Source organism: Candidatus Krumholzibacteriia bacterium, assembly GCA_035649275.1.
Classification (GTDB): Bacteria; Krumholzibacteriota; Krumholzibacteriia.
Genome location: DASRJW010000143.1, coordinates 25,992 through 50,896, shown reverse-complemented (window position 1 = coordinate 50,896; position 24,905 = coordinate 25,992). Strand labels below are relative to the sequence as shown.

Genomic DNA, 24,905 nt, shown 5'->3' with positions numbered 1-24,905 from the left:
CTGCACCAGCCGGCGCCCAGGCGAGCTCGCATCTTCCGGAGTGGAGCGGCCTCAGAAGGGCAGGTCGTCGTCGGACGCGGCGCTTCCCACCGGGATGTCCGGCACGGCCGACTCTTCCGGCGCCGGCCTAGCGGACCACTCGCCTTCCGGAGAGTCCCCGCCGCGACCGCCGAGCATCTGCATCACTTGCGCCACCACCTCGGTGGTGTAGCGCTTGTTCCCGGCTTGATCGTCCCAGCTCCGGGTCTGCAGCCGACCCTCGACGTAGACGCTGCGCCCCTTCTTCAGGTACTTGCCGCAGATCTCGGCGAGCTTGCCCCAGGCCACGATGTTGTGCCATTCCGTGCGTTCCTGCGCGGTGCCGTTCTTGTCGCTCCAGCGTTCGTTCGTCGCCATGCGGAAGTTGGCAACCGCCGTCCCCGAGTTGGTGTACCGCAACTCCGGGTCGGCTCCGAGGTTGCCCAGCAGGATGACCTTGTTCACGCTCGCCATACCCTCTCCTCTCCCAGAATCCTTGGCTGCCTGGGTGGTGCTGCCATGGGATGTCGAATACTAGTGTTCGCTCTCCGGGGCGTCAACCGGACCGCAAGACTTGCGCCAACGCAGCGTCCCTTCTCGCAGCGGCGAGCGCCGGCGGTGTCACGGACGTGCGCGCCGATTGTCCACGGCATAGCTGCGTAACCTCGAGAGCCGGCCTCGCGTATTTCCGTGCTGGAGGTAGGTCGGTGGAGATCCTTCTCTTCGGGGCCCTCGCCCTCTTCGCCCTCGGCGCCGTCGGCTTGGGTCTCAAGCTCATCGCCGGCATCCTGCGCTTGGCGCTCGAATTGGTGCTGCTGCCATTCCACCTGCTCGGCGTGGCACTCGCCCTCGTCGGCGGCCTCCTCGCCCTGCCCTTCCTCCTGGTGGCAGCGGTGGGTGTCGGAGTCGCCGTGATCGTGGGCGCGCTCCTCCTGCCCCTCCTACCCCTGGTGCTGCTCGTTCTCGCCGGGCTCGGCCTGGCGTCCTTGCTGCGCCGTCGCGGTGCACCGCGCCAGCACAGCACCTGAGCCCCACGGCGGTCCCCCGCGCGCGGGCCGAACTCCCCGGCACCCCGCCTCAGGCTTCGCCGTGCTCCTCCAAGAAGTGCTGGGCATCCATGGCGGCCATGCACCCGGTACCGGCCGCCGTGATCGCCTGGCGATAGATCTTGTCGGCCACGTCGCCGGCAGCGAAGACACCAGGCACGCTGGTGCGGGTGCTGTAGGGCTCCACCCGGATGTAGCCGACGTCGTCCATGTCCAGCTTGCCGGCGAAGACCTGGGTATTCGGCTGGTGGCCGATGGCCACGAACACGCCTTGGGTGGGGAAATCGCGCTCCTTCTCCGTCTCGAGATCGCGCACGCGCACGGCGCGCACCGCCTTGTCCTCCGGTGTCAGGATGTCGGTGACCACGGTGTTCCAGAGCCAGTCGATCTTGGGATTCCGCTCGGCGCGGTCCTGCATGATTTTCGAAGCGCGCAAGCGGTCGCGGCGGTGGATGACGGTGACGCGGGTGGCGAACTTGGTGAGGAAGTTGGCTTCCTCCATGGCGGTGTCGCCGCCACCGACGACGACAACTTCCTTGCCTTTGAAGAAGAAGCCGTCGCAGGTCGCGCAGGCCGAGACCCCGTGGCCCATGAGAACCTGCTCCGACTTGAGCCCCAGGAGCTTGGCGCTCGCCCCGGAGGCGACGACGAGGGTCCGCGCCTCGAGCTTCGCGTCCGTGGACCACACCGTGAAGGGGCGGCGCGACAGATCGACGCGCACCGCTTCGAAGGAAACGAAGCGGGTGCCGAAGCGCTGGGCTTGCAGCCGCGTCTCCTCCATCAGCTGGGGTCCGAGGATGCCGTCCTTGAAGCCCGGGAAGTTTTCGACTTCGGTGGTGATGGTGAGCTGTCCGCCGGGCTGCATGCCCTCGATGACGACCGGCTCGAGGTTGGCCCGAGCGGCATAGATCGCCGCCGTGAGCCCGGCCGGCCCGGAGCCGATGATGAGGATCTTCTCGAGGCGATCCATGCTGGGCGCGCTCCTTCGTCGCCGCTCGGTGTTGGCGGCTGCGCTCGCTGCCCTGCCCTATACTCGCCAATGTCCGCGGTGGCGCGGCGAGAGGGCGCGTTGGCAACCGGACGCAGGATAACAGAAGAGTCCCCGAGTGCGGCGGCGGAGAGCTTCGCCGTCGTCATCCCGGCGCTGAACGAAGCGGCGTGCATCGGCGCCGCCGTGGCGCGGGTCCGTCGCGCCCCCGGGGTGGAAGACGTCGTGGTCGTGGATGGCGGCAGTGAGGACGGGACCGCGGCACTGGCGCGCCGGGCCGGCGCGCGTGTCCTCGCTTCCGCCCCGGGACGCGGGGTGCAGATGAACGCTGGCGCCCGCGCCGCCCGCGGCAGCACCCTCGTCTTCCTGCACGCCGATTGCGAGCTTCCCCCCGCCGCTTTCGAGTCCATGCGTGCGGTGCTGCAGCGAGGCCACGACGCCGGTGTCTTCGCCATCGACTACGGTTCTCCCCATCCGCTCCTCCGCCTGCTCTCGGCGCTTTCCCGCCTGCGCACACGCTGGACCGAGTTCGGCGAAGCCGCGCTCTTCGTCCGGCGTGAACGCTTCGAAAGCATCGGCGGCTTCCCCAACTGGCCGCTCTTCGAAGACGTGGAGATCCTGGCGCGGCTGCGGCGCCGCGGCCGTCTCGGCCGGGCCCGAGGCAGCGTCCGCGCTTCACCTCGGCGCTACCTGCGCCGCGGCGTCGTACGGCAGCAGCTCCTTGTCCTGCATCTCTATGCCCTCTACCACTTGGGGGTTTCGCCGTCGAACTTGCAGCGGCGCTACGGGTGCGCCCAGGAGGCGGGACGCAATCGACGTGCAGTCGAAGGCGCTGGGGTCTGACGCTGGGCTCGAAGAACGCACAGTGCGCGGCGGGATTTGCGCGCGTCGAAACCCTCGGCTGCAGGCACGCTGCCACCATGGCCTGGTGATGAGCCCGTCCGCTTCGTGGTCTTGCAGGATCTCGACAAGACCCCCGGCAGCTTCGGTCGGTTCACCCTCTACCGCTGGGAGAGCACGCCGAACGAGTCCAGCTCCCCGCCCGGACAGATCTCCTGGACGAATCTTCGGCTCCTGTATCGTTGATCTTGCGCTTCGCCAGGGCGGCCGGGTGCCCCCGCCTTCTGGCTTAGCGCTTGAGGCGCAGCAGCACCAGGGTGATATCGTCGGTGGGTTCTTGCTCGCCCTGCCAGGCACGCACGGCGCCGACGATGGACTCCTGCAATGCCTCCGGCGGCAAGTGCCGGCCGGCCCGCAGCACGGTCGCCAAGCGTTCCTCGCCGAAGTGCTCTCCTTCCGCCCCCTCCGCCTCGGTGACGCCGTCGGTGTAGAGACAGAGGACATCGCCGCTGCTCGCGCGCAAGGCGGTGCTCTCGAAGCGCGGCGCCGCGAACGGCCCGAGCAGCAGCCCTCCCGCCTGCAACCATTCGGCGCGCTCGCCGCGAAGCAGCAGGGCCGGATTGTGTCCAGCATTGCCGTAGAGGACGCGGCCATCCTCGAGAATGCGGAGCAGGAAGAGGGTGACGAAGCGCGTCGGCTCCAGCGTGGCATGCAGGTGATGGTTGAGCCGCGCCAGGATGGTGCCGGGATCCGGCGCCGGCTGGCCGTCCAGGGGGTACTGGCTCCGCAGCGCGGCCTGCACGCTCGCCATGAGCAGCGCCGCCGACATGCCCTTGCCGCTCACGTCGGCGATGACCACGTCGGTGCCGCCGGCGAAGGGGATGAAATCGTAGTAGTCGCCGCTCACCAGGCGCGCCGGCAGACAGATGCCGCTCGCCTCCAGATAGGGGACCTGCGGCAGCGACTCGGGGAACAAGCGGCGCTGCACGCTGCGCGCCATGGCGAGCTCGCGCTCCACGCTCTCGTGCTCCGCCCGCTGTTGCAGGAGAGCTTGCAGCTGTTGCGACATGTCGTTGAAGGCGAGGGCGAGCCGGCCGAGCTGATCCCGTTCCTTGGGCTGGATGCGGGTGCCGAAGTTGCCGGCGCGCAGCGCACGCACGCCGGCATCGAGGCGGGAGACGGCGGCGGCGATGGCGCGGGCATAGGCGAAACCGCGGAAGGTGGCGACGAGCTGGAGGAGGACGATGAGGCCGCACACCACGAGCACCACGATGGCAACGGCCCCGAGGGTCTCGAAGCTCGTGCGCAGCAGAGCGCGGGTGGCGCCCTCGAGGGAGAAGGCGATGCTGATCGGCGGACCACTTGCTTCGGTGCGACCGGTGACCCAGTCCACCGGATGGCCGCGGTAGTCCCAGAGGAGCGCCGGGAAGGCCGACTTCGCCGCCACGCGCTCCAGCATCTGGCGCTGGGAGGCGGTGACGCCGCCGCTCGCCGTGTCCGCTGCCGTCGTGCGCGGCTCGACCCAGGCGAGGATGCCGGCGGCGATCGGGCTCGAATCGGTGCCGGCCGGTGCCGCGAGAGGACGGCCAGGGTCGCCCAGGCCGCCGTGCACTCGCGCGCCCGCCTCGGGGGGTTCCCGAGCCAGGAGCTCCGAGGTGAGGGGCAGCGCGGCGCCGAGGCGAAGCAGCCGCCCTCCGGAGCCGGGAAAGACAGAGTGCAAGCGCAGCTCCAGCCGGGAGCCGGCCACCACGAGTCCGGCGAAGCTCCGCCCCCGCAGCCAGCCCGGCTCGAGCGGCCCGAACTCCCCCACCGCACCCGCGGAGGCGAGCGGTACCTCGTTCGCTCCCAGGACCCACCAGGCGGTTGCCGCCGAGTCCGTGGCGGCGAAGGCGGTCTGCAGGGCCCGCACCGCGGCACGCTCCGGCGGCGTACCGGCCGCCCGTTCCCGCCAGTACGCCGCTTCCGCCTGGTCGCCGCGCCGCTCCATCCAGGTGGAGAGCGCCTCGAGCCGGCGCTCGACCACCTGGGCGCTACCGTGGCCGAGGACCACGTAGCCCACGAAGAGGAGGACGCAAAGAATCAGGAGGAACGGCAGGAGCGCCGCGTACAAATAGAAAGCCATGAGCTTCGCCCGCACCGAGTCGAGGATGCGGGCGTAGAGCGGGCGGAACAGGGCGACCGCCACGATGGTTCCGGGGACGAGGAGGAGGAACGGGCGGCGCAGGAGGAGCGCCAGGAGCAGCAGGGAGAGGACCACCAGGACGTCGCGCCGGCGCCAGAACCGGCGCAGCCGATCGTGGCGGCGTTCGGTCCGTGGTGGCTTGGGCACGGCGCTCATCCGGCGACGGGGTGGGGCGTCCACCGCAGGGTGCGCGGCGGTAGGTGGCCAAGGTGGAGCGGGCCAGGCTAGCACGGTGGCAGACGCGGTACAATTCTGGGGTCAGAGCGGGATGGACTCGGACGGGTGAGTGCCGGACAGCGCGTCGGCAGCTGCGTGCATTGCGCCGCCGCACGAAAGGCACGATCTTACCAGCGGGTCCACTTCGCTGTGGCCTGCCGCCCCGAGCCGGTTCTGCGGAACCGCATGGAGTCACATCATGAATCCCTTGTCCTCGTACGCTTGGAGAAGCCTCGGTGCCGCGTTGCTCCTCGCCGGCTGCGGCGCCCCAGCCACCGTTCTTTCCCAGCAGGACGCGAGCAGCATCGCTCCCCTCGCCGAGGGAGCGAACACCGCTCACCTCGTCGCCGCCGTCCTCGGTCACCCGCGCGCCATCGAATACAGCGTCAATGGCGTGCGCATCGAGCCAGCGGTCGAAATCGCCTGGTGGGATGATGCGCGGATCGAGATCGATCTGCAGCCCGGGACGTACCGAGTGGATGCGACGTATCGCGTCCGCGGTTTTGCCCCGGAGAAACATCTCGCCCGCCTCGAAACGCCGGCCCCGGTGGAAGTGCACAGCGGCGGCACCACCTACCTCATTGCCGATCTCGCCAAGGACTGGCGCGGCGTGCCGGCGCGGACGGTGACGTCGTTCCGCATCGTCGACGCTGAAACCTTCACCCGCATGACCACGGCGTCCAAGTCGCGCGCCGGCAGCGCGGCACCGCTGGGCGCGGCGGCGGCCGCGACCTCGAACGACGAAACAGGCGGCAACGCGGTGGCGAGCGCCGCAGCGGCACCGGAGGAAACCGGCGGCACGGCGGACGCCGCGAGCACGACGGGGGCGGTCACCATTCTTCGTGGCACACCGGAGGGCGTGACCTCGTCCACCTATGTGCCGTCGGCGAGCGAGGCGAACACTCCTTCCATCGTCATCCACGGCAACGACGTCGTGCCGCCCGGCAGCGAGCCCGCAGGAGAGGCAGCGGCCGCCGCGGCCGGCGCCGCGGCGACCGGCTCCGAGGCGCCGTCCGTGGGAACGCAAAGTGCCGCGACTTCGGTCCCGGAGGCACAGGCGGCAGCGGCCGGTGCCACGAGTACGGTTCCCGAGGCGCCGTCGGTCGGCGCGCAGAGCGCCGCGAACCCGGCAGCGACGGGGGCGGCGGTGGGCACCGCCATCGAAGGCACCGCGGCGAGCGGCGCCACGGTTGGAAAGGGTAGAGACGTCGTCGAGCCCGCGGATCCGAGCACGGCGCAGGGGTTGCCCTCCGCGGCGGATCCGCCGTCGCAGGTGCTCCTCGAACCCGGATCGAGCGCTCCGGCGACGATCGCCATGCGTCTCGACAGCCAGCCCAGCGGGGCCAAGGTGCTCGTGGACGAGCACGAGGTCGGCAAGACGCCCCTCGAGGTGCGCCTCGACCCGACGGCGGACCACGTGATCCGCTTCGAACGCGATGGTTGCGGCGATCACGTGCGTTTCGTTTCCGCCGCTGGGTGGGAAAAAGGCAGGAGCACGAAGCTGACGGTGCAGATGGAGTGCCCGTAGGAACGAGCATGCACGCACGGAGGCGCGACCGGCTGGCCCTGGTGGCGCCGGAACAGGATCTCCTCGTCATCGGCGGCGGCATCAACGGCGCCGGCGTGGCGCGCGACGCAGCGTTGCGCGGCTTGCGCGTCGTCCTCTTCGACAAGGACGATTTCGGCGCCGGTACCAGCTCGCGCACCTCGAAGCTGGTGCACGGCGGTTTGCGCTACCTGGAGCACGGCGCGCTACGCCTGGTCTGGGAAGCCTGCCGCGAGCGCCGCATCCTGTTGCAGCAGGCGCCGCACCTGGTGCGCCCGCTCCCCTTCGTCTTCCCGCTCTACGAGGATTCCCGTTTCCCGCCCTGGAAGCTCCGCGCCGGCATGTGGCTCTACGATCTGCTGGCGACCTTCCGCAACGTCCGGCCGCACCGCATGCTGCGCCCCGAGCACGCCGGCGCCTGGCCCGATGGCTTGCGGCGCGACGGCCTGCGGACGCTGGCCCTCTACTACGACGCTTGCATGGACGACGCGCGGCTGGTCTTGGCCAACGTGCTGGGGGCGCAGGCCGCCGGTGCGGGGACCTTCAACTACGTGGGCGTGACCCGGCTGCTCCTCCACGGCGGTCGCGTCGGCGGCGTCGAGGTCGAGGACAGCCTGAGCGGCGAGCGCCGGGAGTTCCGCGCTCCTTGCGTCGTCGCCTGCACCGGACCTTGGACCAACGCCTTGCTCGCCGGCTTGCCCGGGACCCCCCAACCTCTGGCACCGACGCGGGGAACCCACATCGTCGTCCGCCCGTTGGTGAAGCACGGCTTCACCTTGGCCGCGGGCGCCGACGGCCGGGTCTTCTTCGTCCTCCCCTGGTTGGGTCTGACGCTCGTGGGCACGACCGACGTGGCGAGCGCCGACGACGCCGATGAGGTCACACCGACGGCGGCAGAGATCGATTACCTACTGGCGGAAACGAACCGCTTCTTCCCGGAAGCGCGACTCATGAAGAGCGACGTGATCGCCGCCTTCGCCGGGTTGCGGCCGCTGCTCCGCGCCGACGGCAGCGCCTCTTCGCGGCCGCGGGAGCACGCGCTGCTCGAGCCCCTGCCGGGGTTGCTCTGCGTCCTCGGCGGCAAGTACACCACCTACCGGGCGGTGGCCGAGCAGGTGGTGGATCGAGTGCAGAGCCAGCTCCAGCGGCGCCATCCTTGCCGCACGGCGCAGCTCCCCTTGCCCGGGGGAGATCTGCCCTGGGGGGCTCGGGAGCACTGGCAGGAAGGTCGCGCCTGGCGGCAAGAAGTGGTACGCCTGGTCGCGGCGAGCAGCCTCGACACCCCGACGGTGGAGCACCTGCTCCGCACCTACGGTAGCCGCGCCGCACCCATCGCGGCGCTCGCCGGCCAGGAACCCGCGGCGGCCCGGCGCTTGTGCCCGCACTTGCCCCACATCGAAGCGGAAGTGCGCTTCGCGCTCCGGGAGGAGATGGCGTTGCAGCTGGAGGACTGGTTCTACCGCCGCTCGCGCACCGCTTACCATCCCTGTCACGGCCTCGAGGCGCTGGAACGGGTGGCGGAGCTCTTCGCCGCCGAGCTCGGCTGGACGGAGGCCGAAGGCGCCGCGGCCAGCGCCCGTCTCCTGCAAGGGCTGCAGAAGGCGAGCCTCACTCCGGCGCCTCGCGCATCCACCCGTTCAGCGTGAGCCCTTCCGGTGTGCGCTCGATGTAGGCGGCGCTCGCCGGGAAGTGCTCGAAGACCACGCTCAGACCTTCCATGATCTCCACCGCCCGATCCACCTCATCGCCCCACAGGCGCGGCAAGTGCGCCACCTGCAGCAGCGCTTGATGCAGTTTGGTCTGGTCGGCGTAGACGACGACGCTGGCGCCAACCGGAACGAAGCGCGTGAAGGGACGGAAAGTGGGGGCGCGGAGCAGGTTCCCCTTGCCGGCCCGGCGTGTGTCGATGATCTGCTGCAAGAGCTCCCGCGTCGTGGCGATCACCACCAGATCGCCGTCGACGAGATAGCTCGGCGCCAGCGCTTCGAGCACCGGGGACGCCAGGCTGCGGTAGGTCTTGCCGCCGTAGTGCACCGCCTCGAAGCCCTGCCCGCCCATGAGGGCGAAGCCTTCGAGACGCTGTTCCAGCTCGCCGAGGCTGCGTACCGCCGCCTCGCCATCCGCTGCCTCGAGCACCAGCGCGGCGTTGGGCAAGGGAACCAAGGCGGTCGGCTTCAGATCCGCGAGGACCAAGACCATCTCGTCCCCGGCCCAGGGCAAGACGTCCTGCCCCAGAGCGAAGGGCAAGCGGTCGAGACCGAAGGGCGTGGCACTCGGTGCGGCGGCGCTCTGCACCGTCGCCGGACTCGAAGCGGCGGCGAAGTGCATCGCTGCGCGGCGCGACGAGCTGTGCATCGAGCCACACTGAAAATCGTCGAAGAGCGTGCGCAGCTGTTGCATCTCTGCCGGTTTGGCGTAGTACACCATCGTCATCCCGGCGGGCACGGAGCGCATGATCTCCTCGCGCCGTGGGGGCGTCGCGCCGGCGGCGGACGCCGCCGGTTCCGCCATGGGCACGAGGCGCTTGAAGTGCACGCCATCGCTGTCCCAGGTCAGGCCCTTGGCGTTCCACTGCGCCGCTCCGGCGTCCAGGCTCACGATCGCCACGCTCTGCCGCCCCAGAGCCTCGAGGGCCGTGGCGCAAGCCGGTTCGCGCAGCACCGAGGCTTCCGACGCCCCGCGGCGGATCTCCAACGCGCCGTGCACCAGCGCGTCGGCCGTGGAGAGGGCGAGGAACTCGCCTTCCTGCACCAAGAGAACGTCGAGGCGCTCGCCGTCACGTACCCGCCAGGCCGGGAGCTCGTCGAAGCGCGTCTCTTCCACCCGCCAGTCCGGCGCCGATTCGCGCAGCACCGCTTCGAGAGCGGAACGGAAGCGCGGCCCGTCGTCGAGCTCGGCGACGAAGAGAATGTCACCCAGGGAGGCACCGTCTTCCGGATAGACGCCCACGGCGAGACGCTGGCGCATCAAGTTGAGCCACAGATCCTGCCGCAGGCTGGTACCGGTGCGCGTCTCGAAGGCGGCGAGTCTTTCCTGCAGCGCCACCAGCTCGGGCGGCGCCACCAGCTCCTCCGGGAGCGAGCGCTTCAGGATGGTCAGCGCCTCATGCGCTTCGGCGCGCTCCCAGGTGTTGGCGAGATCCGAGGCCACCAGCAGGACGCAAGCGCCTCGGGGCATGGACTCGAGCGGACGGCGGAGCTCCGGTTCGGAGACCTCGGCCCGGCAGCCGAGACAAGCTGCGACTCCCCAGATCCACCAGCGAGCGCTGCGCATGGCTCCTCCTGCCGCTGTGGCCCGCGCCCCGCCGCGAGCCGATTCTCTGGCAATACGCCCCGCTGGATGCAGAGGTTACACCGCCGCGGCAGGACGGCGCGCGGGTGGGCGTCGTCTTGCGCCTCCGGCGGCGGATCGCTAACCTGCGCCAAGGTGACCGTGCCTGCTGCCGGTCGCGACGAAGGCGCTGCGCCTCAGGGGACGAAGGTGGGTGGTGGTGATGCACGAGCGCTTCTATACGACCGCCGAGCTCGCCCGCATCTGCGGGGTGAGCATTTCGACCATCAAACGTTGGACCGATTCGGGCCTCCTGCGCTGCTTGCGCACTCCGGGAGGGCACCGCAAATTCCGCCTCCAAGACGTGGCCGAGGCGGCGCGGCAGCTGGGCACCAGCATGGCCGTGCCGGAGACGAGGCCCGCCGCGGAAGTGGACGCGCTCTCGCTCCTCCTCTTGCAGCGCGACCAGGAGGGACTGGTGGCGCGCTTGGCCACGACGCTCGGAGAAGGCGATGCTCCCGGCACCAGCCGCTGGCTCGTCGACCTGCACCGGCACGGCCTCGGCGTGCAGAAGGTGGCGGGGGAGATCCTGCTCGGGGCTCTCGCGGCGGTCCTGACGGAGGTCGGCGACGACTTCGTGCAGCGCCGGGCCTTGCGGCTCGCCGAAGCAGGAGCGCGCCAACTGTCGCTGCAGCTACCGCCGCCGCTCCCCGGCGCACCGAGAGCTTTGCTCGCCGGAGGACAGGGAGAAAACGGTACGCTCTGGCTGGCGCTCGGGGCCCTCGTCCTCGCCGACGAGGGTTGGGAGCGGGTGGATCTCGGCCCGGCGGTGCCGGCTTCGACCGTCCGCGCCGGCATCGGTGTGGTCAGGCCGCGTCTCGTCGTCCTCGCTGCCGCTGCCGCGCCCGAGGCGGAGGCGTTGCAACGGGCCTGCAGCGCGGCCTCGGCTGGGTTCTGCCTCCTCCCGGGAGCGGAGGCACCGGCTGCTGCCCTCGCCGCCTTGCAGCGCCTGGCGCGGAGTCACGCGACGCCGGCAGCTGCCACGGTGGAATAGGCCCACGAGCGCCTGGGTTCTGGAAGCAACGCGGCTCGGCACGGCGGCGCACGAAGGAGACGACAAGTGCGAGAAGGAAAGCGGCGATCCAGGTGGCGCCGTGGCCTCCTCGTCCTCTGCCTTGGCGCGGCGTTGCTCGCGGCCACGCCGCCGTTTTCCTTCGGAAGGGGCGAGGAAGAGAAGGGCAAGGATTCACTCCGGGATGTGCTCCAGTCGCTCCTCCTCCCCGATCTCGACGGCAACAATGTTTCGATCGGCAGCTTCCTCGGCGAGGGCCCCGTGGTGCTGGACTTCTGGGCCACCTGGTGCAAGCCCTGCCTCCTCGCCATGCCCGAGCTGCAGGAGCTGTACGCCGAGCTCGCCCCGCGCGGCTTGCGTGTCGTCGGCATCAACGAGGACGGCCCGCGGAACGCCACGAAGGTGCGGCCCTTCTTGCAGACGAACGGCTACACCTTTCCCGTCCTCCTCGATCTGAACCGCGAGGCGCAGCGGCGTCTGCATGCCATCGCTTTGCCGACGACGCTCGTGCTCGACAAAGACGGCGTGGTCTTGCACTCCTCCTTCGGTTATCGACCCGGGGAAACGGCAAAGCTGCGCAGCTTGCTCGAGCCGCACCTGACACCCAAGAGCGAATGAAGCGCGCCGCGCTCTGTTGCGTCGCTGCGGCGCTCGGCCTGGTTCCGGCTTCCGCCTGGCCGCAGATCACCTTCTCCAACCTCCTCGAGGGTCGGGTCGGCAAGGATCCGCAGGATCCCCGTCCCGCCGTGCCGGACGACCGCGCCACCTTCTTCGATCAGTTCCACCTGGACTGGGCCCGTGACGCGCTATTGCTCGGCTTCCGCTTCGAGCACTACGTCGCCTCCGAGGACGCCTCCCTCGGCTACTCCGAATTCGTGCAGCGCTACGCCGCCTGGCAGGACCGCGGTCTCGAGGTGCGGGTGGGGAACTTCCAGGCCCTCTTCGGTCGCGGTCTCGTGCTGCGCGCCTTCGAGTTGCCCGGCGTGGTGCGGGAAGAGCAGTTCCGTCAATTCGGCTACAGCCGGGATCTCGACGGCGGACAAGTGCGCTATCGGCGCGGTTCCCTCGATCTGATGGCGCTCACCGGTCAGCCGCGCCGCGCCGACGAGCCCCCCGGAACCGAGCGGCGTGGTCTGGCCTCCGGGGCGCAGGCGGCAGGGCAGCTGGTGAAGGGGCTCCGTCTCGGCGGGGAGTACCTGCGCCTCGACCCGCAGGATGGCGGCCCCACCACGCACATCCCCGGCGGCTTCGCCCAGGTCGCCTTCGAACCCTGGCTCTCCCGGCTCGGTCTTCGTGCTCTCACCCTCGGAGCCTATGGGGAGTACGCCCATGCCATCGATCTCGACCCCAGTGCGTCGGTGAGCCCGGATGTCGATCCCGACGAAGGACGGGCGCTGTACGTGGGCACGGATGTTTCGCTGCCGCTTTTCCTCCCGGGCCTGCGCGCTGCGGCGAGCTGGGAGTACAAGGACTACGACAACTTCGCCCTGCCCGGTACGGTGAACGAACCGCCGACGCTGGTGCGCGAGCACACCATGGCGCTGCTCAACCGCAGCACCCATGTGCTCGAGCCGGCGCAAGAAGAGGGCTACCAGTTCGAAGCGCGCCTCGATTGGCGGCAGCGCGCCGATCTGACCTTGAACTGGAGCCGGGCGGAGAACTCCGACTCGCGCCGCTTCGAGGAGTTCTTCGCCGAGCTCGCCGGCCATCGGGGCCTCTTCACGCTCAGCCTGTTCGCCGACCTGGCGGAGGACGGAAGCGCCATCCCGCCGGTGCGCGAGCGCGAAACCTACGGCACCTACGCCGTGGTACCGCTCCACGGCGATCACAGCCTGGAAATCGAGCTGGCGCGGATGCGGGGCAGCCGCGACTCGAGCCCGGCGGACATCCCTTTCGAAGATCGCTACGCTTCCCTCACCTGGGCCTGGGCCGAACGGATCTCTCTCGGCGTCGTCACCACCTCCACCGATGATCCGGGCGATCCGGGCGCCGGCGAACCGGACCCGAGCACCGGACGTTACCCGCGGCAGGACTTCACCTCCGTGGGCGCGCGGCTGCGACTCGCTCGGCATCACGATCTTCTCGGCTTCTGGGGCAAACGCCGGGGCGGCATTGCCTGCACCGCCGGCACCTGCTACGTCGTGCCCGCCTTCGACGGCGCCAGCCTGCAGCTACTCACCCGCTTCTGAAGTCTTCACCCGACCCCGGGGATCGCCGTGCGGAGGGTTGCTTCCCGCGCGGGGCTCCGCCTCGGCGGCGCGCAACCCCGCCTGCCGTCCGCCTCTGCGCGGCGCATTTTTCGTGTTGACGCTGCCGCCATCGTCCCTTGACTCTGGTCGACGCTGACCGGGCGGTTGGGACCGGTGGGGTGGGGTGACGAATGGTCGGCGTTTTGCTGGATGGCCGCGAGTGCGGTTTCGCTGCGAATGCATTCGCGGAGGATGTGGCGCATTTCCTGGCCCGCGAGGGCCAGCCGACCCATCTCTTCCTACTGGTCCCGACCCCCGTCCAAGCCCCTCGACTCCTGCACACGGTGCGGCGCCCCGATCGACCGGCGGCGCGTCTGGAATCGATCTCCAGCGTGGAAACGCTCCAGACGCCTCTCGATGACCGCAGTCTGGGCGTTGCCGTCGCCGCGCTAGCGCAACAACTCGAACCACAAGTGACGGCGCATCGCCTGACCGCGCTGCACGCCATCGGCCTCGATCTGTCCGCCCAGGTCGCGCGCGCGCTGCACGCCCACACGGGCCTGCCCTATTTCGTCACCCCGCGCCATCCGGACCTCAACCGCGGCGATGCCGCTTTCCGCGCCCGGGCCGGGGCGGCGCTGCGGAGCGCCCACTCGCTCCTCGTCTTCGACGGCACCACACCGCGCCTCGTGCAGGAGCGCTTCGGTGTGCTGCCACCCCGCGTGGACGTGCTCGCCCGCGGCGTGGACCTCGACACCTTCCGGCCCTTGCCCCGACCGAAGCGGATGAAGCAGGCGGAGATGCTGCTCGGGCGCCGCGAGCTGCGCGGGCGCCTCGAAGGTTTGGACTGGTTGCAGAGCTTCGTCGTCCTCGCGGTGGAGTCCCGCGAGGATCGCCACGGCTTCGAGCAGCTCCTCTTCGCCCTCCCGGAGCTCTTGCGCCTGCAGCCGGCCTTGCAGGTGGTGGCGGTGGGCGCAGGCGACCCGCTCACCGACGGGCTGCGGGCGGCGCTGGCGGCCGGGCGGGCCGAGCTACTCCACGACGTGGTGGCGACGAGCGAGCTCTGCCAGCCGCTGGTGGACCATCTGGAACGCTTGCAGCTCGAGCACCGGGCGGAAGATTGGTGGCGCGTCGCGGCCAGGATCGAGCCGGAGCGGCGAGTGCGCTTCGTCGGCCGGGTGACGCGTACGGAATTCGCCGCCTTGCTGCGCTTGTCCGATGTCTTCGTCATGCCCGGCACCGCCTCGCGTCCGCCTTCGCAGATGCTCTTCGAGGCCTTGGCGTGCGGCGTGCTACCGCTGGCCAGTGACCAAGCCGGCATCGACGCGGTGGCCCGCTTGGTGAGCGAAGGGATTTCGCCGGAGATCGGGCGACTGTGCGTGCTGCGCGTCGAGGCGCCGCCGGTGCGCGAGCTCGAGGAGAAGATCGGACGCCTGGCGCGGCTCCGGCCCGAGCTCGGCGAACCGCTGCGGGCTCTGGCCACGGCGGGTTTCGACGGCGGCCGCGCCGCCACCGATCTGCGCCGCGTCTACGCCGAGGTCGCGCCGGCACCGGCCTGATTCGTCGGGGAGGCAACGGCTTGCCCAGCCAACAAGTGGCTCTGATGGCGCAGGATTACTTCGAGCTCGCCTACGAGCTGCAGATGCAAGGCGATCTGGAGCGGGCGGTCCATTACTACCAGCGTTCGCTGGACTGCATGGAGAGCCCCGAGGCCTACACCTTCATGGCCTGGACGCGGAGCATGCGGGGCGAGTACGAAGGCGCCATCGAGCTGTGTCGCCGCGCCATCGCTCTCGACGCCGACTTCGGCAACCCCTGGAACGATATCGGCGCCTATCTCCTCGCCCTCGGGCGCTGCAACGAAGCCATTCCTTTCCTGGAGCAAGCGCTGCGCTGCCCGCGCTACCTCACCTACCACTACGCCCATTACAACTTGGGCCGGGCCTACGAGAAGCTCACCGACTTCGAGCACGCCATCCGCAAGTATCGTGAGGCGCTCTCGCTCGAGCCCGGTTACCTGCTGGCTCGCCAGGCCCTCGAGCGCCTCGAACGTCTCGAAGTCCGCCCCGCCCGACTGTAGTCGGCGCGGTTCCTGCCGCCCTTGTCGACGCCGCGCCGACCTCCCTACTATGGAGGAGGGAGCAGCTATGGCGAAGACAGAGGACAAGGGCGCGAACGGCCTCGCCACCACCTTGCAACGCTTCACCGTGGCGGGCGCCCCGGAGCTCTGCACTCCTCTCCCGGACCAGTGGGTGCGCTGCTGGTCCTGCGGCCATGCTTGCAAGATTCCGCCAGGCCGTCCGGGCATCTGCCAGGTGCGCTTCAACGAGGCCGGCACTCTGCGCGTCCCTTCGGGCTACGTGGCCGCTCTCATGTGCGATCCCATCGAGAAGAAGCCCTTCTTCCACGCTCTCCCGGGCACCGAAGCCCTGAGCTTCGGCATGCTCGGTTGCGACTTGCACTGCGCCTACTGCCAGAACTGGGTCACCTCGCAAGCCCTCCGGGACCCCGCGGCGGTGGCGCCGGCGCGCCCGATGAGCGCCGCAGAGCTGGTGGAGCTGGCCGGGCGCCACGGCGCCACCACCCTCGCCAGCACCTACAACGAACCGCTCATCACCTCCGAATGGGCGGTCGAGGTCTTCCGGCTGGCCAAGGCACAGGGCCTCGTCACCGCCTACATCTCCAACGGCAACGCCACCCCCCAGGTGCTGCAATATCTGCGGCCCTGGGTCGACCTTTATAAGGTGGACTTGAAGAGCTTCCGGGACCGCAACTACCGCAGCCTGGGCGGCCGGCTGGATCGCATCCTCGCCACCATCCCCCTCCTGGTGGAGATGGGCTTCTGGGTCGAGGTGGTGACGCTGGTGATCCCGGGGTGGAACGACTCCGACGCCGAGCTCGCCGACATCGCCCGCTACCTGGTGCAGATCTCCCCGGACATCCCCTGGCACGTGACGGCTTTCCATCAGGACTACAAGATGACCGACCGGTCGAACACACCGGTCGCCACCCTGCTGCGCGCCTGCGAGCGCGGCCGCGACGCCGGCTTGCATCACGTGTACGCCGGGAACTTGCCGGGACGCGTCGGCGCCTGGGAGAACACCCATTGCCCGGGCTGCGGCCTGGCGGTCATCGAACGCTACGGTTTCCAGGTGCTGCGGTACCGGCTGCGCTCCGGCCGCTGTTCCCGTTGCGATCGCGCCATCGCCGGCGTGTGGCAGGCGCCGGCGCTCGTTCCCACGGTGCTCGCCACCTGATCCGCCGCGTCCTCCGGATTCTTGCACCCTGGCTCGGGAAGCGCCGACGCTTGCCCCTCCACGAAGGCGGGGTATAATGAAGCACATGATCGCACCTCCCGAGCTCTTCAGGCACTACCCCGAGCTCCGCCAGCGTCTCGCGTGGACGCCTTTGGCGCGGCCGACGCCGGTCGAGCTCTTGCCGCGGCTCCAGGCCCACGTCCGCGGGCCAGCGATCTGGCTCAAGCGCGAGGACCGCACGAGCGAGCGTTTCGGTGGCTCGGAAGCCCGAGAGCTGGAGTTCCTCTTCGGCGTCGCCCTCCGGCGGGGCTCGCGGCGGCTCCTCGCCTTCGGTCATGCCGGCAGCCGGCCCTGCTTGGCGCTCACCGCTTTCGCCCAGCATTTCGACTTGGAGACGATTCTCGCCCTGAGGGGCAGGGGCCCCGACCCAGTGGGGCGCGACACGCCGCCGCTGGAGCGGAGCTTCGGCGCCGATCTGCACCGGTTGGACGGCGGCCCCGTCGCGTTCCTCCGTCTGCTGCGGCGCTGCACGGCCCGTGCGCCACGGCGCGGCGGCCCGCGCCTGCCCTTCGTGGTCTGGCCGTGGCGCGCGGCGCTGTTCGGCGCCCTCGGCACGGTCAACGCCGTCTTCGAGCTGCAACGCCAGATCCGCTGCGGCATCCTGCCCGAACCTGAGCGGCTCTACGCCGGCACGGATTCCACCGCCACCCTGGCCGGCCTGGCCCTGGGCTGCGAGCTGGCGGGCCTTCGCACCGTGGTCGTCTGCCCGCCTGGGCAGGCGGTGCGCCAGCGCGCCCTGCGCCTGGCGCGGCGGAGCGACACTTTCCTCCGCCGCCATGTGCACGACTTTCCAGCCCACGCACTCCTGGCGGGGCGCTTGGTGAGCGTTGCTGCAACCGCCGCGAGCCCTACGCCCCGACAGGCGCGGACGCTGCTCCGCGAGGTGGAAGGGGTGGCGCTCGACTCCGCGGCCGGCGCCGCGGCGATGGCGCTCCTGGTCGCAGACTGCCGGGATGGTGCGGTGCGCGCCCCCTGTCTCTTCTGGTATACGGACCCGCCACCGTTGCAGAGGCCGGCGGCCTCTGTCGAGGCGCTGCCCGGCGAATCCCGCACCTTCACCGTGCCCTCGTGATGTCCATCCGCAACGTCGCCATCATCGCCCACGTGGATCACGGCAAGACCACGCTGGTGGACCAGATCCTGCGGCAGTGCCACGTCTTCCGTGCCGGCCAGGAGGTCCGAGAGCGCGTCCTCGACTCCAACGACCTGGAGCGCGAGCGCGGCATCACCATCCTGGCCAAGAACATCGCGGTCACCTGGAAGGATGTACGCATCAACCTGGTCGACACGCCGGGCCACGCCGACTTCGGTGGCGAGGTGGAGCGAGTTCTGAAGATGGCCGATGGCGTCCTGCTGCTCGTCGACGCCTTCGAAGGCCCCATGCCGCAAACGCGCTTCGTGCTGCAGAAAGCCCTGCAGCTGGGCTTGAAGCCCATCGTCGTCATCAACAAGGTGGACCGGCGCAACTCCCGGTCCCTGGAAGTGCTGGACGAAGTCTTCGAGCTCTTCGTCGAGCTCGAGGCCAACAACAACCAACTCGACTTCCCCACCCTCTATGCCGCCGGCCGCGAGGGCTGGGCCGTGAGCGAGCTGGACGAGCCGCGGCGCGACCTGGTGCCGCTGCTGGACGCCATCGTCGAGCACGTGCCGCCGCCGCCCGTGGTCGAAGGCCCGCTGCAGATGCTGGTGACCACCCTCGACACCAGCGACTACGTCGGCCGCATCGGCATCGGCCGGGTCTTCCGCGGCACGCTCCAAGCCCAGGAGCCCGTGCTGCTCCTCAAGCGCGACGGCACCAGCGAGAAGAACAGCATCCGCCAGCTCTTCGTCTTCGACGGCCTCGGCCGGCGGGAGGTGAAGGAGGTGCAGTGCGGCGATATCTGCGCCGCCGTCGGGCTCGAAGGCGTGGACATCGGCGACACCATCACCGACCCGGAATCCCCGGAGCCGGTGCACTTCGTCGCCGTCGACGAGCCGACGCTCTCCATGAGCTTCCTGGTCAACGACAGCCCGTTCTTCGGCAAGGAAGGCAAGTACGTCAGCAGCCGCCACCTGCGCGAGCGCTTGCTCAAGGAGGCGGAGCGCGACGTGGCCCTGCGCGTCGAGGAGACCGCCAACACCGATACCTTCCGGGTCTCGGGCCGCGGCATCCTGCACCTGTCCATCCTCATGGAGAACATGCGGCGGGAAGGCTACGAATTCATGGTCGGCCAGCCGCGGGTCATCTACAAGGAGATCAACGGCCGCAAGGCGGAACCCGTGGAAGTGCTGACGGTGGACGTGCCGCAGGATCTGGCGGGCACGGTGATCGAGTACGTCGGCACCCGCCGGGGCACGCTGGTGCAGATGCAGCAAGGTGCCGAACGGACCCGGCTCGAGTTCCACGTGCCGAGCCGCGGCTTGATCGGCTTCCGCAGCCGCATGCTGCGCGCCACCTCCGGCGAGATCGTCATCAACCACCGCTTCTACGAGTACGAGTACTTCAAGGGCTCGATTCCACAACGCCAGACCGGTAGCATCGTCTCCATGGCCGAGGGCATCGCGGTGGCGTATGCGCTGGACGCCTTGCAGGACCGCGGCCGCTTCTTCGTCGAACCGGGCGACAGGCTCTATACCGGGCAGGTGATCGGCGAGAACTCCAAGGAGGGTGACATCCTGGTCAACGCCCAGCGCGGCAAGAAGCTCACCAACATGCGCGCCGCCGGCTCGGACCGCAACATGAAGATCGCGCCGGCGATCAAGATGAGCCTGGAGGAAGTCCTCGAGTACTTGAACTCGGACGAGCTGGTCGAGATCACGCCCCAGAGCATCCGGATGCGCAAGACCCTGCTGGACGAGAACGCCCGCAAGCGTGCGGTGAAACAGCCGGCAGGAGAACCGTCCGCCTGAGGCCTAGTGTTTCAGTGGGAGCCCGTCTCCAGGCTGCGGTAGATCTGCAGGTGGCGCACGGCGCTCTGCTTGCGCCCGAGCTCATCGTAGAGATGCGCCAGGTTGAAGTGCGCGTCGGCGTGCTGCGGATCGGCACGGATGGCTTGCTGGTACGCTTGCACCGCCTCCAGCGTGCGGCCGCCTTCCTGCAGCAGCACACCCAGGTTGTAGGCCGCGGTGGCATCTTCGGCCTCGGCCCGCAGAGCCGCGCGGTAGTGCGCTTCGGCGCCGCGGCGGTCGCCGGCTTCGTGCAGCAACCGCCCCAGGTTCACGTGTGCATCCACGTGCGCCGGATCGAGGGCGAGGGCGCGCCCATAGGCCTCCTGCGCCTCCGCCGCATCCACCGTCTCCAGCTCGCAGGCAAGCTCATACCAGTCCTCGGCGCCCAGGGCCTCGGCACGGCTTTCCGCCGCCTGCGCCGCCTGCCGCACCAGGGGTTCCACCCCCTGGGACAACTCCGCCACCTGGAAGTCGAAGAGCGTCTGCCCCGACTCGGGCAGCCAGCTGCTGTCGCCGTCCCGCACCAGGACGCGTTCGCCGTCGGAGAGGATGCGCAAGCCGGCGAGCTCGCGTCCGACGGGCAACTGGCGGCGCAAGCTGGCGAGGGCGCGCTTCACCCGGCGGGGCGAAAGCTGCTGGGAGAGCTCCTTCGCCGTGCGCAGCAGCACCAGATCCTGGAAGGTGAAGCGGTATTCGCCCCGCGGGCCGCGCCGCGGTTCGAGGAAGGCGGCGCGCACGTAGGCATACACGCGGCTCGCCGGCACGTCGAGGAGACGGGCGGCCTCGCTCACGGTGTAGCCGTGAGGGAAGGGCGGCCGGCGACGACGCTCGAGCTGCTTCTGCACGAATACCACCGTGGTTCCAGATAACACAGCCGCCGGGGCTTGGGAAGCATCTTCCGGATGCAGCAGCGGCGCGGGGAAGCGGCTCGCTGCCCGTGCGTCGGAAGTCGAGCCGGGCCAGCCCACGGGGAGGCCGAGGCTCGGAGCCGGACGCGTGATGCCGTGGGAGGGAGCGCGGCGGGAAGCTACTTGGCGGCGCGCTTGCGCACGCCTTTGGCGGCGGCCTTGCGAGGGGTCGCCTTGGCGGCAGGATGGGGCGCGGCCCCGCCGCCGGAGATCTGGGCCAGGCTCGCCTTCAGCGCCTCCATGAGGTCGATCACCTGGGCCTTGGGGGCTTCGCTGGGGGCGAAGGTGACTTCCTCGCCCTCGATCTTCTGCGTGATGACCTGCATCACCCGTTTGTGCACGTCGTCCTCGTACTTCTCCGGTTGGAACTTGTCGGAGATCGACTGCTCCACCAGCTGGCGCGCCAGCTTGAGCTCGCTGTCCTTGACCTCGGTCTTCGGCCGCGGCACGTCGGCGAAGGCGCGCACCTCCTTGGCGTAGTGCAGCTGCTGCATCACCAGGCCGTCGCCGACGGCGCGCACCATCACCAGGTATTGCTTGCCCCGCGCCGCGTACTTCGCCAGCCCCGCCAGCCCCCGCTCCGCCATGGTGTGGGCGAGCAGCTTGTAGGCGCGCTCGCCGCCCTTCTCCGGCGCCAAGTAGTAGGCCTTGTCGAAGTAGACCGGGTCGATCTTGCCCAGGTCGACGAACTCCTCGATGGCGATGGCCTTGGTGGCTTCCTCTTCCAGCGCCTTGATCTCGTCGGCGGTGAAGACGACGAAGCGGTCCTTGGCGTACTCGTAGCCCTTGACGGTGGCGTCGCGCTCCACCTTGAGGTCGTCTTTCGGGCACCAGGTCTGGTATTTGACGGGAGAGCCGCACTTCTGGTGCAGCATGCGGAAGGAAATGGCCTCGGACGACTCCACCGTGGTGAACAGCTTCACCGGGATGGAGACGAGACCGAAGGATATGGTGGCCGAAGCCAAGGGCCGCGGTGCCATGGTGTTATTATAAGGATGGATCGCCTATGAACAAGGACGATTCTCGCCGCCGCTCACGTCTGGAGCCCTATCGCGCCAAGCGCTCGGCGCAGCGCACGCCGGAGCCCTTCGGCGGCGCTGGCCCGCGCCCGCGCCTCTTCTGCGTGCAGAAGCACGCCGCCCGCCGCCTGCACTACGACTTTCGCCTGGAGTGGGGCGGCACCCTATGGTCCTGGGCCGTGCCCAAAGGACCGTGCCTCGATCCGCAGGTGAACCGCCTCGCGGTGCAAGTCGAAGATCATCCGGTGGACTATGCCGATTTCGAAGGCGTCATCCCGGCCAAGGAATACGGCGCCGGTGCCGTCATCGTCTGGGACCTGGGACGCTGGTTGCCGCTCGACGACCCGGACACCTTGGAAGCGACGGGCAAGCTGCACTTCGAGCTGCACGGCTACAAGCTGCGCGGCACCTGGCTCTTGCTGCGCACTCGCGGCAAGGACTGGCTCCTGCGCAAGAAGCCCGACGCTTGGGCCAGCGCCACGAATGCGAGCAACGAAGAATCGGTGCTCTCGGGCCTCAGCCTGGAGGAACGGCGCGACGGGCAAGCGCGCACGGCTTCCAACCTCGCCGCCCTAGAGGAGCTCGGCGCGCCCCGCCGCGCCGTGGACGCCCGCAGCCTCGACCTGACGCTGGCGGAAACGGCGCCCGCAGCCTTCTCCGGACCGGAGTGGATCTTCGAGCTCAAGTACGACGGCTACAGGGTGCTCGCCGCCCGCGAGCAAGGCCGGCCCTTGCTGCGCTCGCGCAACGGCAACGATCTCACCCCGCTCTTCCCCGAAATCGCTCGCGTACTCCGCACCCTGCCCTACGACGGCCTCGTCCTCGACGGCGAGCTCGTGGTGCCCGACGACCAGGGCAAGCCGGAGTTCCAGGCCCTGCAACAGCGCAGCCAGCTGCGCCGCAGCCGCGACATCGATGTCGCCGCCGTACGGCGGCCGGCGGCGCTCTACGCCTTCGATCTCCTCGCCTTCGAGGGCTTCGACCTGCGTGGCCTGCCGCTGCACGAGCGCAAGCGCCTGCTCCAACCCCTGGTGCCACGCTACGGACCCTTGCGACTCGCCGAACACGTGCTCGAGCACGGCATGGCGATGTTCGAGAGCGTGCGCCAGCTCGGCTTCGAAGGCGTCATCGCCAAGCGCGCCGATTCGAAGTACGTCGGCCGCCGCACCCCGCAATGGCTCAAGATCGTGGTGGAGCGGACGGGAGATTTCGTCGTCTGCGGCTTCACCGCGCCGCGCGGCCAGCGCACCGGTTTCGGCGCCTTGGAGCTCGGAGCCCACTCTGCGGGCGGCCTCGTCTACGCCGGTCGTGTCGGCACCGGTTTCGACGACACCCAGCTGCGCACGATGCGCGCCGCCCTCGACCCCATGGTGCAACCGGAACCACCGTGCACCGGGGCCCCCGCCGACCCGGAGACGCGCTGGGTCCGTCCCGAGTGGGTGGTGGAGGTGCGCTTCAAGGAGGTGACGCGGGACGGTTTGCTGCGGGCGCCGGTGTTCGTCCGCTGGCGCGACGACAAAGCGCCGCAGGAATGCACCCTCCCTGCCGGGCGCTGGTCGGAGGCGGCGGCCGAGGACGCGAGCGCCGCGGAGACGGCGAGCGACGAAGGAGCGGCGGGCGAGGCAGCCACGGGGGATGCTGCCACGAGCGACGCAGAGGACATCGAGGCGGATGCGTCGGGCGACGACGGCGACGCGCCGGTTGCCGCGGCGAGCGCCTCCCGAGCCGCGCCGCCGACCCCGCACACCTTCCAGTTCTCCAACTTGGACAAAGTGTTCTGGCCAGAGGAAGGCACGACGAAGGGCGCCCTCATCGAGTACTACCGCACCGTCGCCCCCTGGCTCCTGCCCTATCTCCGCGACCGGCCGCTGGTGCTGACGCGCTACCCGGACGGCATCACCGGCAAAAGCTTCTATCAGAAGAGCGCCCCCGAATTCGTACCCCGCTGGATTCGCCGGGTGCGGGTGTGGAGCGACAGCTCGGAACGGGAGATCGAGTACTTCCTCTGCGACGACGAGGACGCCCTCCTCTACATCGCCAACCTCGGTGCGATTCTGCTGCACGTGTGGCCGAGCCGGGCGCAAACGTTGCAGCACCCCGACTGGTGCATCCTCGATCTGGATCCGAAAACAGCGCCGTTCCTCCACGTCGTGCGTCTCGCCCGCGCCATCCACGCGCTCTGCGAAGAGATCGGCCTCGAGTCCTTCGTCAAGACCACCGGCTCCACCGGCCTGCACGTACTGGTACCCCTCGGCGGGCAGTGCACCTTCGAGCAGTCCCGCCAGCTGGGCTCGCTGCTGTCCCGTGTCATCGAGGCGGAGCACGCCGACATCGCCACCACGGTGCGCAACCCGGCACTGCGCGGCGGCCGCGTCTACCTGGACTTCTTGCAGAACCGGCACGGGCAGCTGCTGGTGGCGCCTTATAGCGTGCGACCCCTGCCCGGCGCCCCGGTGTCGGCGCCGCTGCGCTGGAGCGAGGTCACCCCCCGTCTCACGCCACGGCAGTTCACCCTGCACAACCTGCGAGCGCGGCTGTCGCGCCAGCGCCGCGATCCGTTGCTCCCCATCCTGACCGCGAAGCCCGACCTCCTCGGCGCGCTGGGAGCGCTCGGGCTCCGGCTCGAGCGCCTCGAGGAACGAGGACGCCGCGCTTGACCGCGTCGACCGGCGACCCTAAGGTGACCGTACGCTGAGCGCCGCTGCACCTGTGCGACGGGAGGTTCTCGTGTCCCCCCACTCCGTGCGCGCCGTTCCGCTCGCTCTCCTCTGCCTCGCCGCCATCGCCGCGGCGCCCCACCACGTTCCCGGCACCGACGCGGACCACCCGCGAGTGAAATATGCCGATTCCCTGGTGTCGCTGAACGACCGCTGCGCCGTGCGGCTGAACAAGCTGAACCCCAAGATCCCGGCGGTCTACGTCAACGCCCAGCCGATCGGTTTCTGCTGAACCCCTTGCCCCGGGGTCTTCGTGAAAGACCCGACCCCCTACCTCACCGCTCGCGGCATCGCGCTCCGCAGCTGGTTCGACGCCTCCAAACCGGCGCGCCTCGACTCCCTGCATTGCGCCCGGGTGAACTGGGAGTTCTATTACTTCGCCGCTCCCGCCGAGCGCCAGCGCTTCGCGGCCGCTCCGGCGGCATACTGCAGCCTGGTGACCGATCCGGTGAGCCGCATGCGTTTCCGCCCCACGGCGAAGTCGCCGCACACGCAGCACGCCGGCGTGCCCTATTACTTCCAGTCGGCGGAAAACCTGAAGAGGTTCGCCAGCATGCCGGACAGCTTCGACACGCCGAGGTACCGGATGCGCGATCTCGGCATGCAGCCGCCAGCGGCCAAGTGATCCCCCGGCGCGGCGCTCCAAGGT

General features: G+C 69.7%; 21 protein-coding genes. 15 read left to right on the top strand and 6 right to left on the bottom strand.

What is annotated here, in order from left to right; translation table 11 throughout:
- Positions 1–51: 51 nt before the first annotated feature.
- Positions 52–492 (bottom strand): single-stranded DNA-binding protein, encoded by a 441-nt coding sequence (locus tag VFE28_16225; protein ID HZM17543.1) that lies wholly within the window; start codon positions 490–492, stop codon positions 52–54.
- Between the two features lie 233 nt (positions 493–725).
- Between VFE28_16225 and VFE28_16220 the strand changes: the two genes are divergently transcribed.
- Positions 726–1,046 (top strand): hypothetical protein, encoded by a 321-nt coding sequence (locus VFE28_16220; GenBank protein ID HZM17542.1) that lies wholly within the window; start codon positions 726–728, stop codon positions 1,044–1,046.
- A gap of 49 nt (positions 1,047–1,095) precedes the next feature.
- On the opposite strand, the gene trxB is transcribed toward VFE28_16220, so the two are convergent.
- The gene (gene trxB / locus VFE28_16215; GenBank protein ID HZM17541.1) at positions 1,096–2,034 is read right to left on the bottom strand and encodes a thioredoxin-disulfide reductase; all 939 of its coding nucleotides are present in this window, start codon (positions 2,032–2,034) and stop codon (positions 1,096–1,098) included.
- 99 nt (positions 2,035–2,133) lie between these two features.
- Between trxB and VFE28_16210 the strand changes: the two genes are divergently transcribed.
- Positions 2,134–2,895, top strand: a complete 762-nt coding sequence (locus VFE28_16210; protein HZM17540.1) for a TIGR04283 family arsenosugar biosynthesis glycosyltransferase — start codon at positions 2,134–2,136, stop codon at positions 2,893–2,895.
- Between the two features lie 286 nt (positions 2,896–3,181).
- Here VFE28_16210 and VFE28_16205 read toward each other — a convergent pair whose 3' ends face one another.
- On the bottom strand, positions 3,182–5,221 hold the full coding sequence (locus VFE28_16205) for a SpoIIE family protein phosphatase (protein HZM17539.1): 2,040 nt from the start codon (positions 5,219–5,221) through the stop codon (positions 3,182–3,184).
- A gap of 268 nt (positions 5,222–5,489) precedes the next feature.
- Between VFE28_16205 and VFE28_16200 the strand changes: the two genes are divergently transcribed.
- Positions 5,490–6,818: a PEGA domain-containing protein gene (locus VFE28_16200; GenBank protein ID HZM17538.1), complete on the top strand. Its 1,329-nt coding sequence runs from the start codon at positions 5,490–5,492 to the stop codon at positions 6,816–6,818.
- Between the two features lie 8 nt (positions 6,819–6,826).
- Positions 6,827–8,482 (top strand): glycerol-3-phosphate dehydrogenase, encoded by a 1,656-nt coding sequence (locus tag VFE28_16195; GenBank protein HZM17537.1) that lies wholly within the window; start codon positions 6,827–6,829, stop codon positions 8,480–8,482.
- On the opposite strand, the gene VFE28_16190 is transcribed toward VFE28_16195, so the two are convergent.
- On the bottom strand, positions 8,445–10,109 hold the full coding sequence (locus tag VFE28_16190) for a DUF3352 domain-containing protein (GenBank protein ID HZM17536.1): 1,665 nt from the start codon (positions 10,107–10,109) through the stop codon (positions 8,445–8,447). The genes VFE28_16195 and VFE28_16190 overlap by 38 nt on opposite strands.
- 220 nt (positions 10,110–10,329) lie before the next feature.
- Here VFE28_16190 and VFE28_16185 point away from each other — a divergent pair, with 220 nt between their 5' ends.
- The 8 genes from VFE28_16185 to typA all read left to right on the top strand — a co-directional run bounded on the left by VFE28_16185 (position 10,330) and on the right by typA (position 19,573).
- Positions 10,330–11,160, top strand: coding sequence for a helix-turn-helix domain-containing protein (locus tag VFE28_16185; GenBank protein ID HZM17535.1), 831 nt, complete (start codon positions 10,330–10,332; stop codon positions 11,158–11,160).
- A gap of 66 nt (positions 11,161–11,226) precedes the next feature.
- Complete coding sequence (locus tag VFE28_16180) at positions 11,227–11,796, top strand: TlpA disulfide reductase family protein (protein ID HZM17534.1); 570 nt, start codon at positions 11,227–11,229, stop codon at positions 11,794–11,796.
- Positions 11,793–13,367, top strand: a complete 1,575-nt coding sequence (locus VFE28_16175; GenBank protein ID HZM17533.1) for a DUF6029 family protein — start codon at positions 11,793–11,795, stop codon at positions 13,365–13,367. Before VFE28_16180 ends, VFE28_16175 begins: the two co-directional genes overlap by 4 nt.
- 191 nt (positions 13,368–13,558) lie before the next feature.
- A complete protein-coding gene (locus VFE28_16170; GenBank protein ID HZM17532.1) occupies positions 13,559–14,926 on the top strand; it encodes a glycosyltransferase in 1,368 nt (455 codons plus the stop codon).
- Positions 14,927–14,946: 20 nt separating this feature from the next.
- The gene (locus VFE28_16165) at positions 14,947–15,447 is read left to right on the top strand and encodes a tetratricopeptide repeat protein (protein HZM17531.1); all 501 of its coding nucleotides are present in this window, start codon (positions 14,947–14,949) and stop codon (positions 15,445–15,447) included.
- A gap of 67 nt (positions 15,448–15,514) precedes the next feature.
- On the top strand, positions 15,515–16,624 hold the full coding sequence (gene amrS, locus VFE28_16160) for an AmmeMemoRadiSam system radical SAM enzyme (protein HZM17530.1): 1,110 nt from the start codon (positions 15,515–15,517) through the stop codon (positions 16,622–16,624).
- 76 nt (positions 16,625–16,700) lie between these two features.
- A complete protein-coding gene (locus tag VFE28_16155) occupies positions 16,701–17,756 on the top strand; it encodes a pyridoxal-phosphate dependent enzyme (GenBank protein HZM17529.1) in 1,056 nt (351 codons plus the stop codon).
- Positions 17,753–19,573: a translational GTPase TypA gene (typA, locus tag VFE28_16150; protein ID HZM17528.1), complete on the top strand. Its 1,821-nt coding sequence runs from the start codon at positions 17,753–17,755 to the stop codon at positions 19,571–19,573. The genes VFE28_16155 and typA overlap by 4 nt, the downstream gene beginning before the upstream one ends.
- Positions 19,574–19,584: 11 nt before the next feature.
- On the opposite strand, the gene VFE28_16145 is transcribed toward typA, so the two are convergent.
- Together VFE28_16145 and VFE28_16140 are read right to left on the bottom strand one after the other, a co-directional pair.
- On the bottom strand, positions 19,585–20,457 hold the full coding sequence (locus tag VFE28_16145) for a tetratricopeptide repeat protein (GenBank protein ID HZM17527.1): 873 nt from the start codon (positions 20,455–20,457) through the stop codon (positions 19,585–19,587).
- Positions 20,458–20,639: 182 nt separating this feature from the next.
- A complete protein-coding gene (locus VFE28_16140) occupies positions 20,640–21,500 on the bottom strand; it encodes a Ku protein (GenBank protein ID HZM17526.1) in 861 nt (286 codons plus the stop codon).
- 26 nt (positions 21,501–21,526) lie between these two features.
- Between VFE28_16140 and ligD the strand changes: the two genes are divergently transcribed.
- The 3 genes from ligD (at position 21,527) to VFE28_16125 (ending at position 24,881) form a co-directional block, all read left to right on the top strand.
- Complete coding sequence (gene ligD, locus VFE28_16135) at positions 21,527–24,196, top strand: DNA ligase D (GenBank protein HZM17525.1); 2,670 nt, start codon at positions 21,527–21,529, stop codon at positions 24,194–24,196.
- Between the two features lie 70 nt (positions 24,197–24,266).
- Positions 24,267–24,488 carry a hypothetical protein gene (locus tag VFE28_16130; GenBank protein HZM17524.1) on the top strand — a complete coding sequence of 74 codons (222 nt, stop codon included), beginning with the start codon at positions 24,267–24,269 and terminating at the stop codon, positions 24,486–24,488.
- A gap of 21 nt (positions 24,489–24,509) precedes the next feature.
- Complete coding sequence (locus tag VFE28_16125) at positions 24,510–24,881, top strand: hypothetical protein (GenBank protein HZM17523.1); 372 nt, start codon at positions 24,510–24,512, stop codon at positions 24,879–24,881.
- The last annotated feature ends 24 nt before the right edge of the window (positions 24,882–24,905 follow it).

Excerpts from the sequence above, each read along its gene's own strand:
- VFE28_16225 (HZM17543.1), bottom strand. The coding sequence starts at position 492 with ATGGCGAGCGTGAACAAGGTCATCCTGCTGGGCAACCTCGGAGCCGAC.
- trxB (HZM17541.1), bottom strand. The coding sequence starts at position 2,034 with ATGGATCGCCTCGAGAAGATCCTCATCATCGGCTCCGGGCCGGCCGGG.
- VFE28_16200 (HZM17538.1), top strand. The coding sequence starts at position 5,490 with ATGAATCCCTTGTCCTCGTACGCTTGGAGAAGCCTCGGTGCCGCGTTG.
- VFE28_16195 (HZM17537.1), top strand. The coding sequence starts at position 6,827 with ATGCACGCACGGAGGCGCGACCGGCTGGCCCTGGTGGCGCCGGAACAG.
- VFE28_16190 (HZM17536.1), bottom strand. The coding sequence starts at position 10,109 with ATGCGCAGCGCTCGCTGGTGGATCTGGGGAGTCGCAGCTTGTCTCGGC.
- VFE28_16185 (HZM17535.1), top strand. The coding sequence starts at position 10,330 with ATGCACGAGCGCTTCTATACGACCGCCGAGCTCGCCCGCATCTGCGGG.
- VFE28_16175 (HZM17533.1), top strand. The coding sequence starts at position 11,793 with ATGAAGCGCGCCGCGCTCTGTTGCGTCGCTGCGGCGCTCGGCCTGGTT.
- VFE28_16170 (HZM17532.1), top strand. The coding sequence starts at position 13,559 with ATGGTCGGCGTTTTGCTGGATGGCCGCGAGTGCGGTTTCGCTGCGAAT.
- amrS (HZM17530.1), top strand. The coding sequence starts at position 15,515 with ATGGCGAAGACAGAGGACAAGGGCGCGAACGGCCTCGCCACCACCTTG.
- VFE28_16155 (HZM17529.1), top strand. The coding sequence starts at position 16,701 with ATGAAGCACATGATCGCACCTCCCGAGCTCTTCAGGCACTACCCCGAG.
- VFE28_16140 (HZM17526.1), bottom strand. The coding sequence starts at position 21,500 with ATGGCACCGCGGCCCTTGGCTTCGGCCACCATATCCTTCGGTCTCGTC.
- ligD (HZM17525.1), top strand. The coding sequence starts at position 21,527 with ATGAACAAGGACGATTCTCGCCGCCGCTCACGTCTGGAGCCCTATCGC.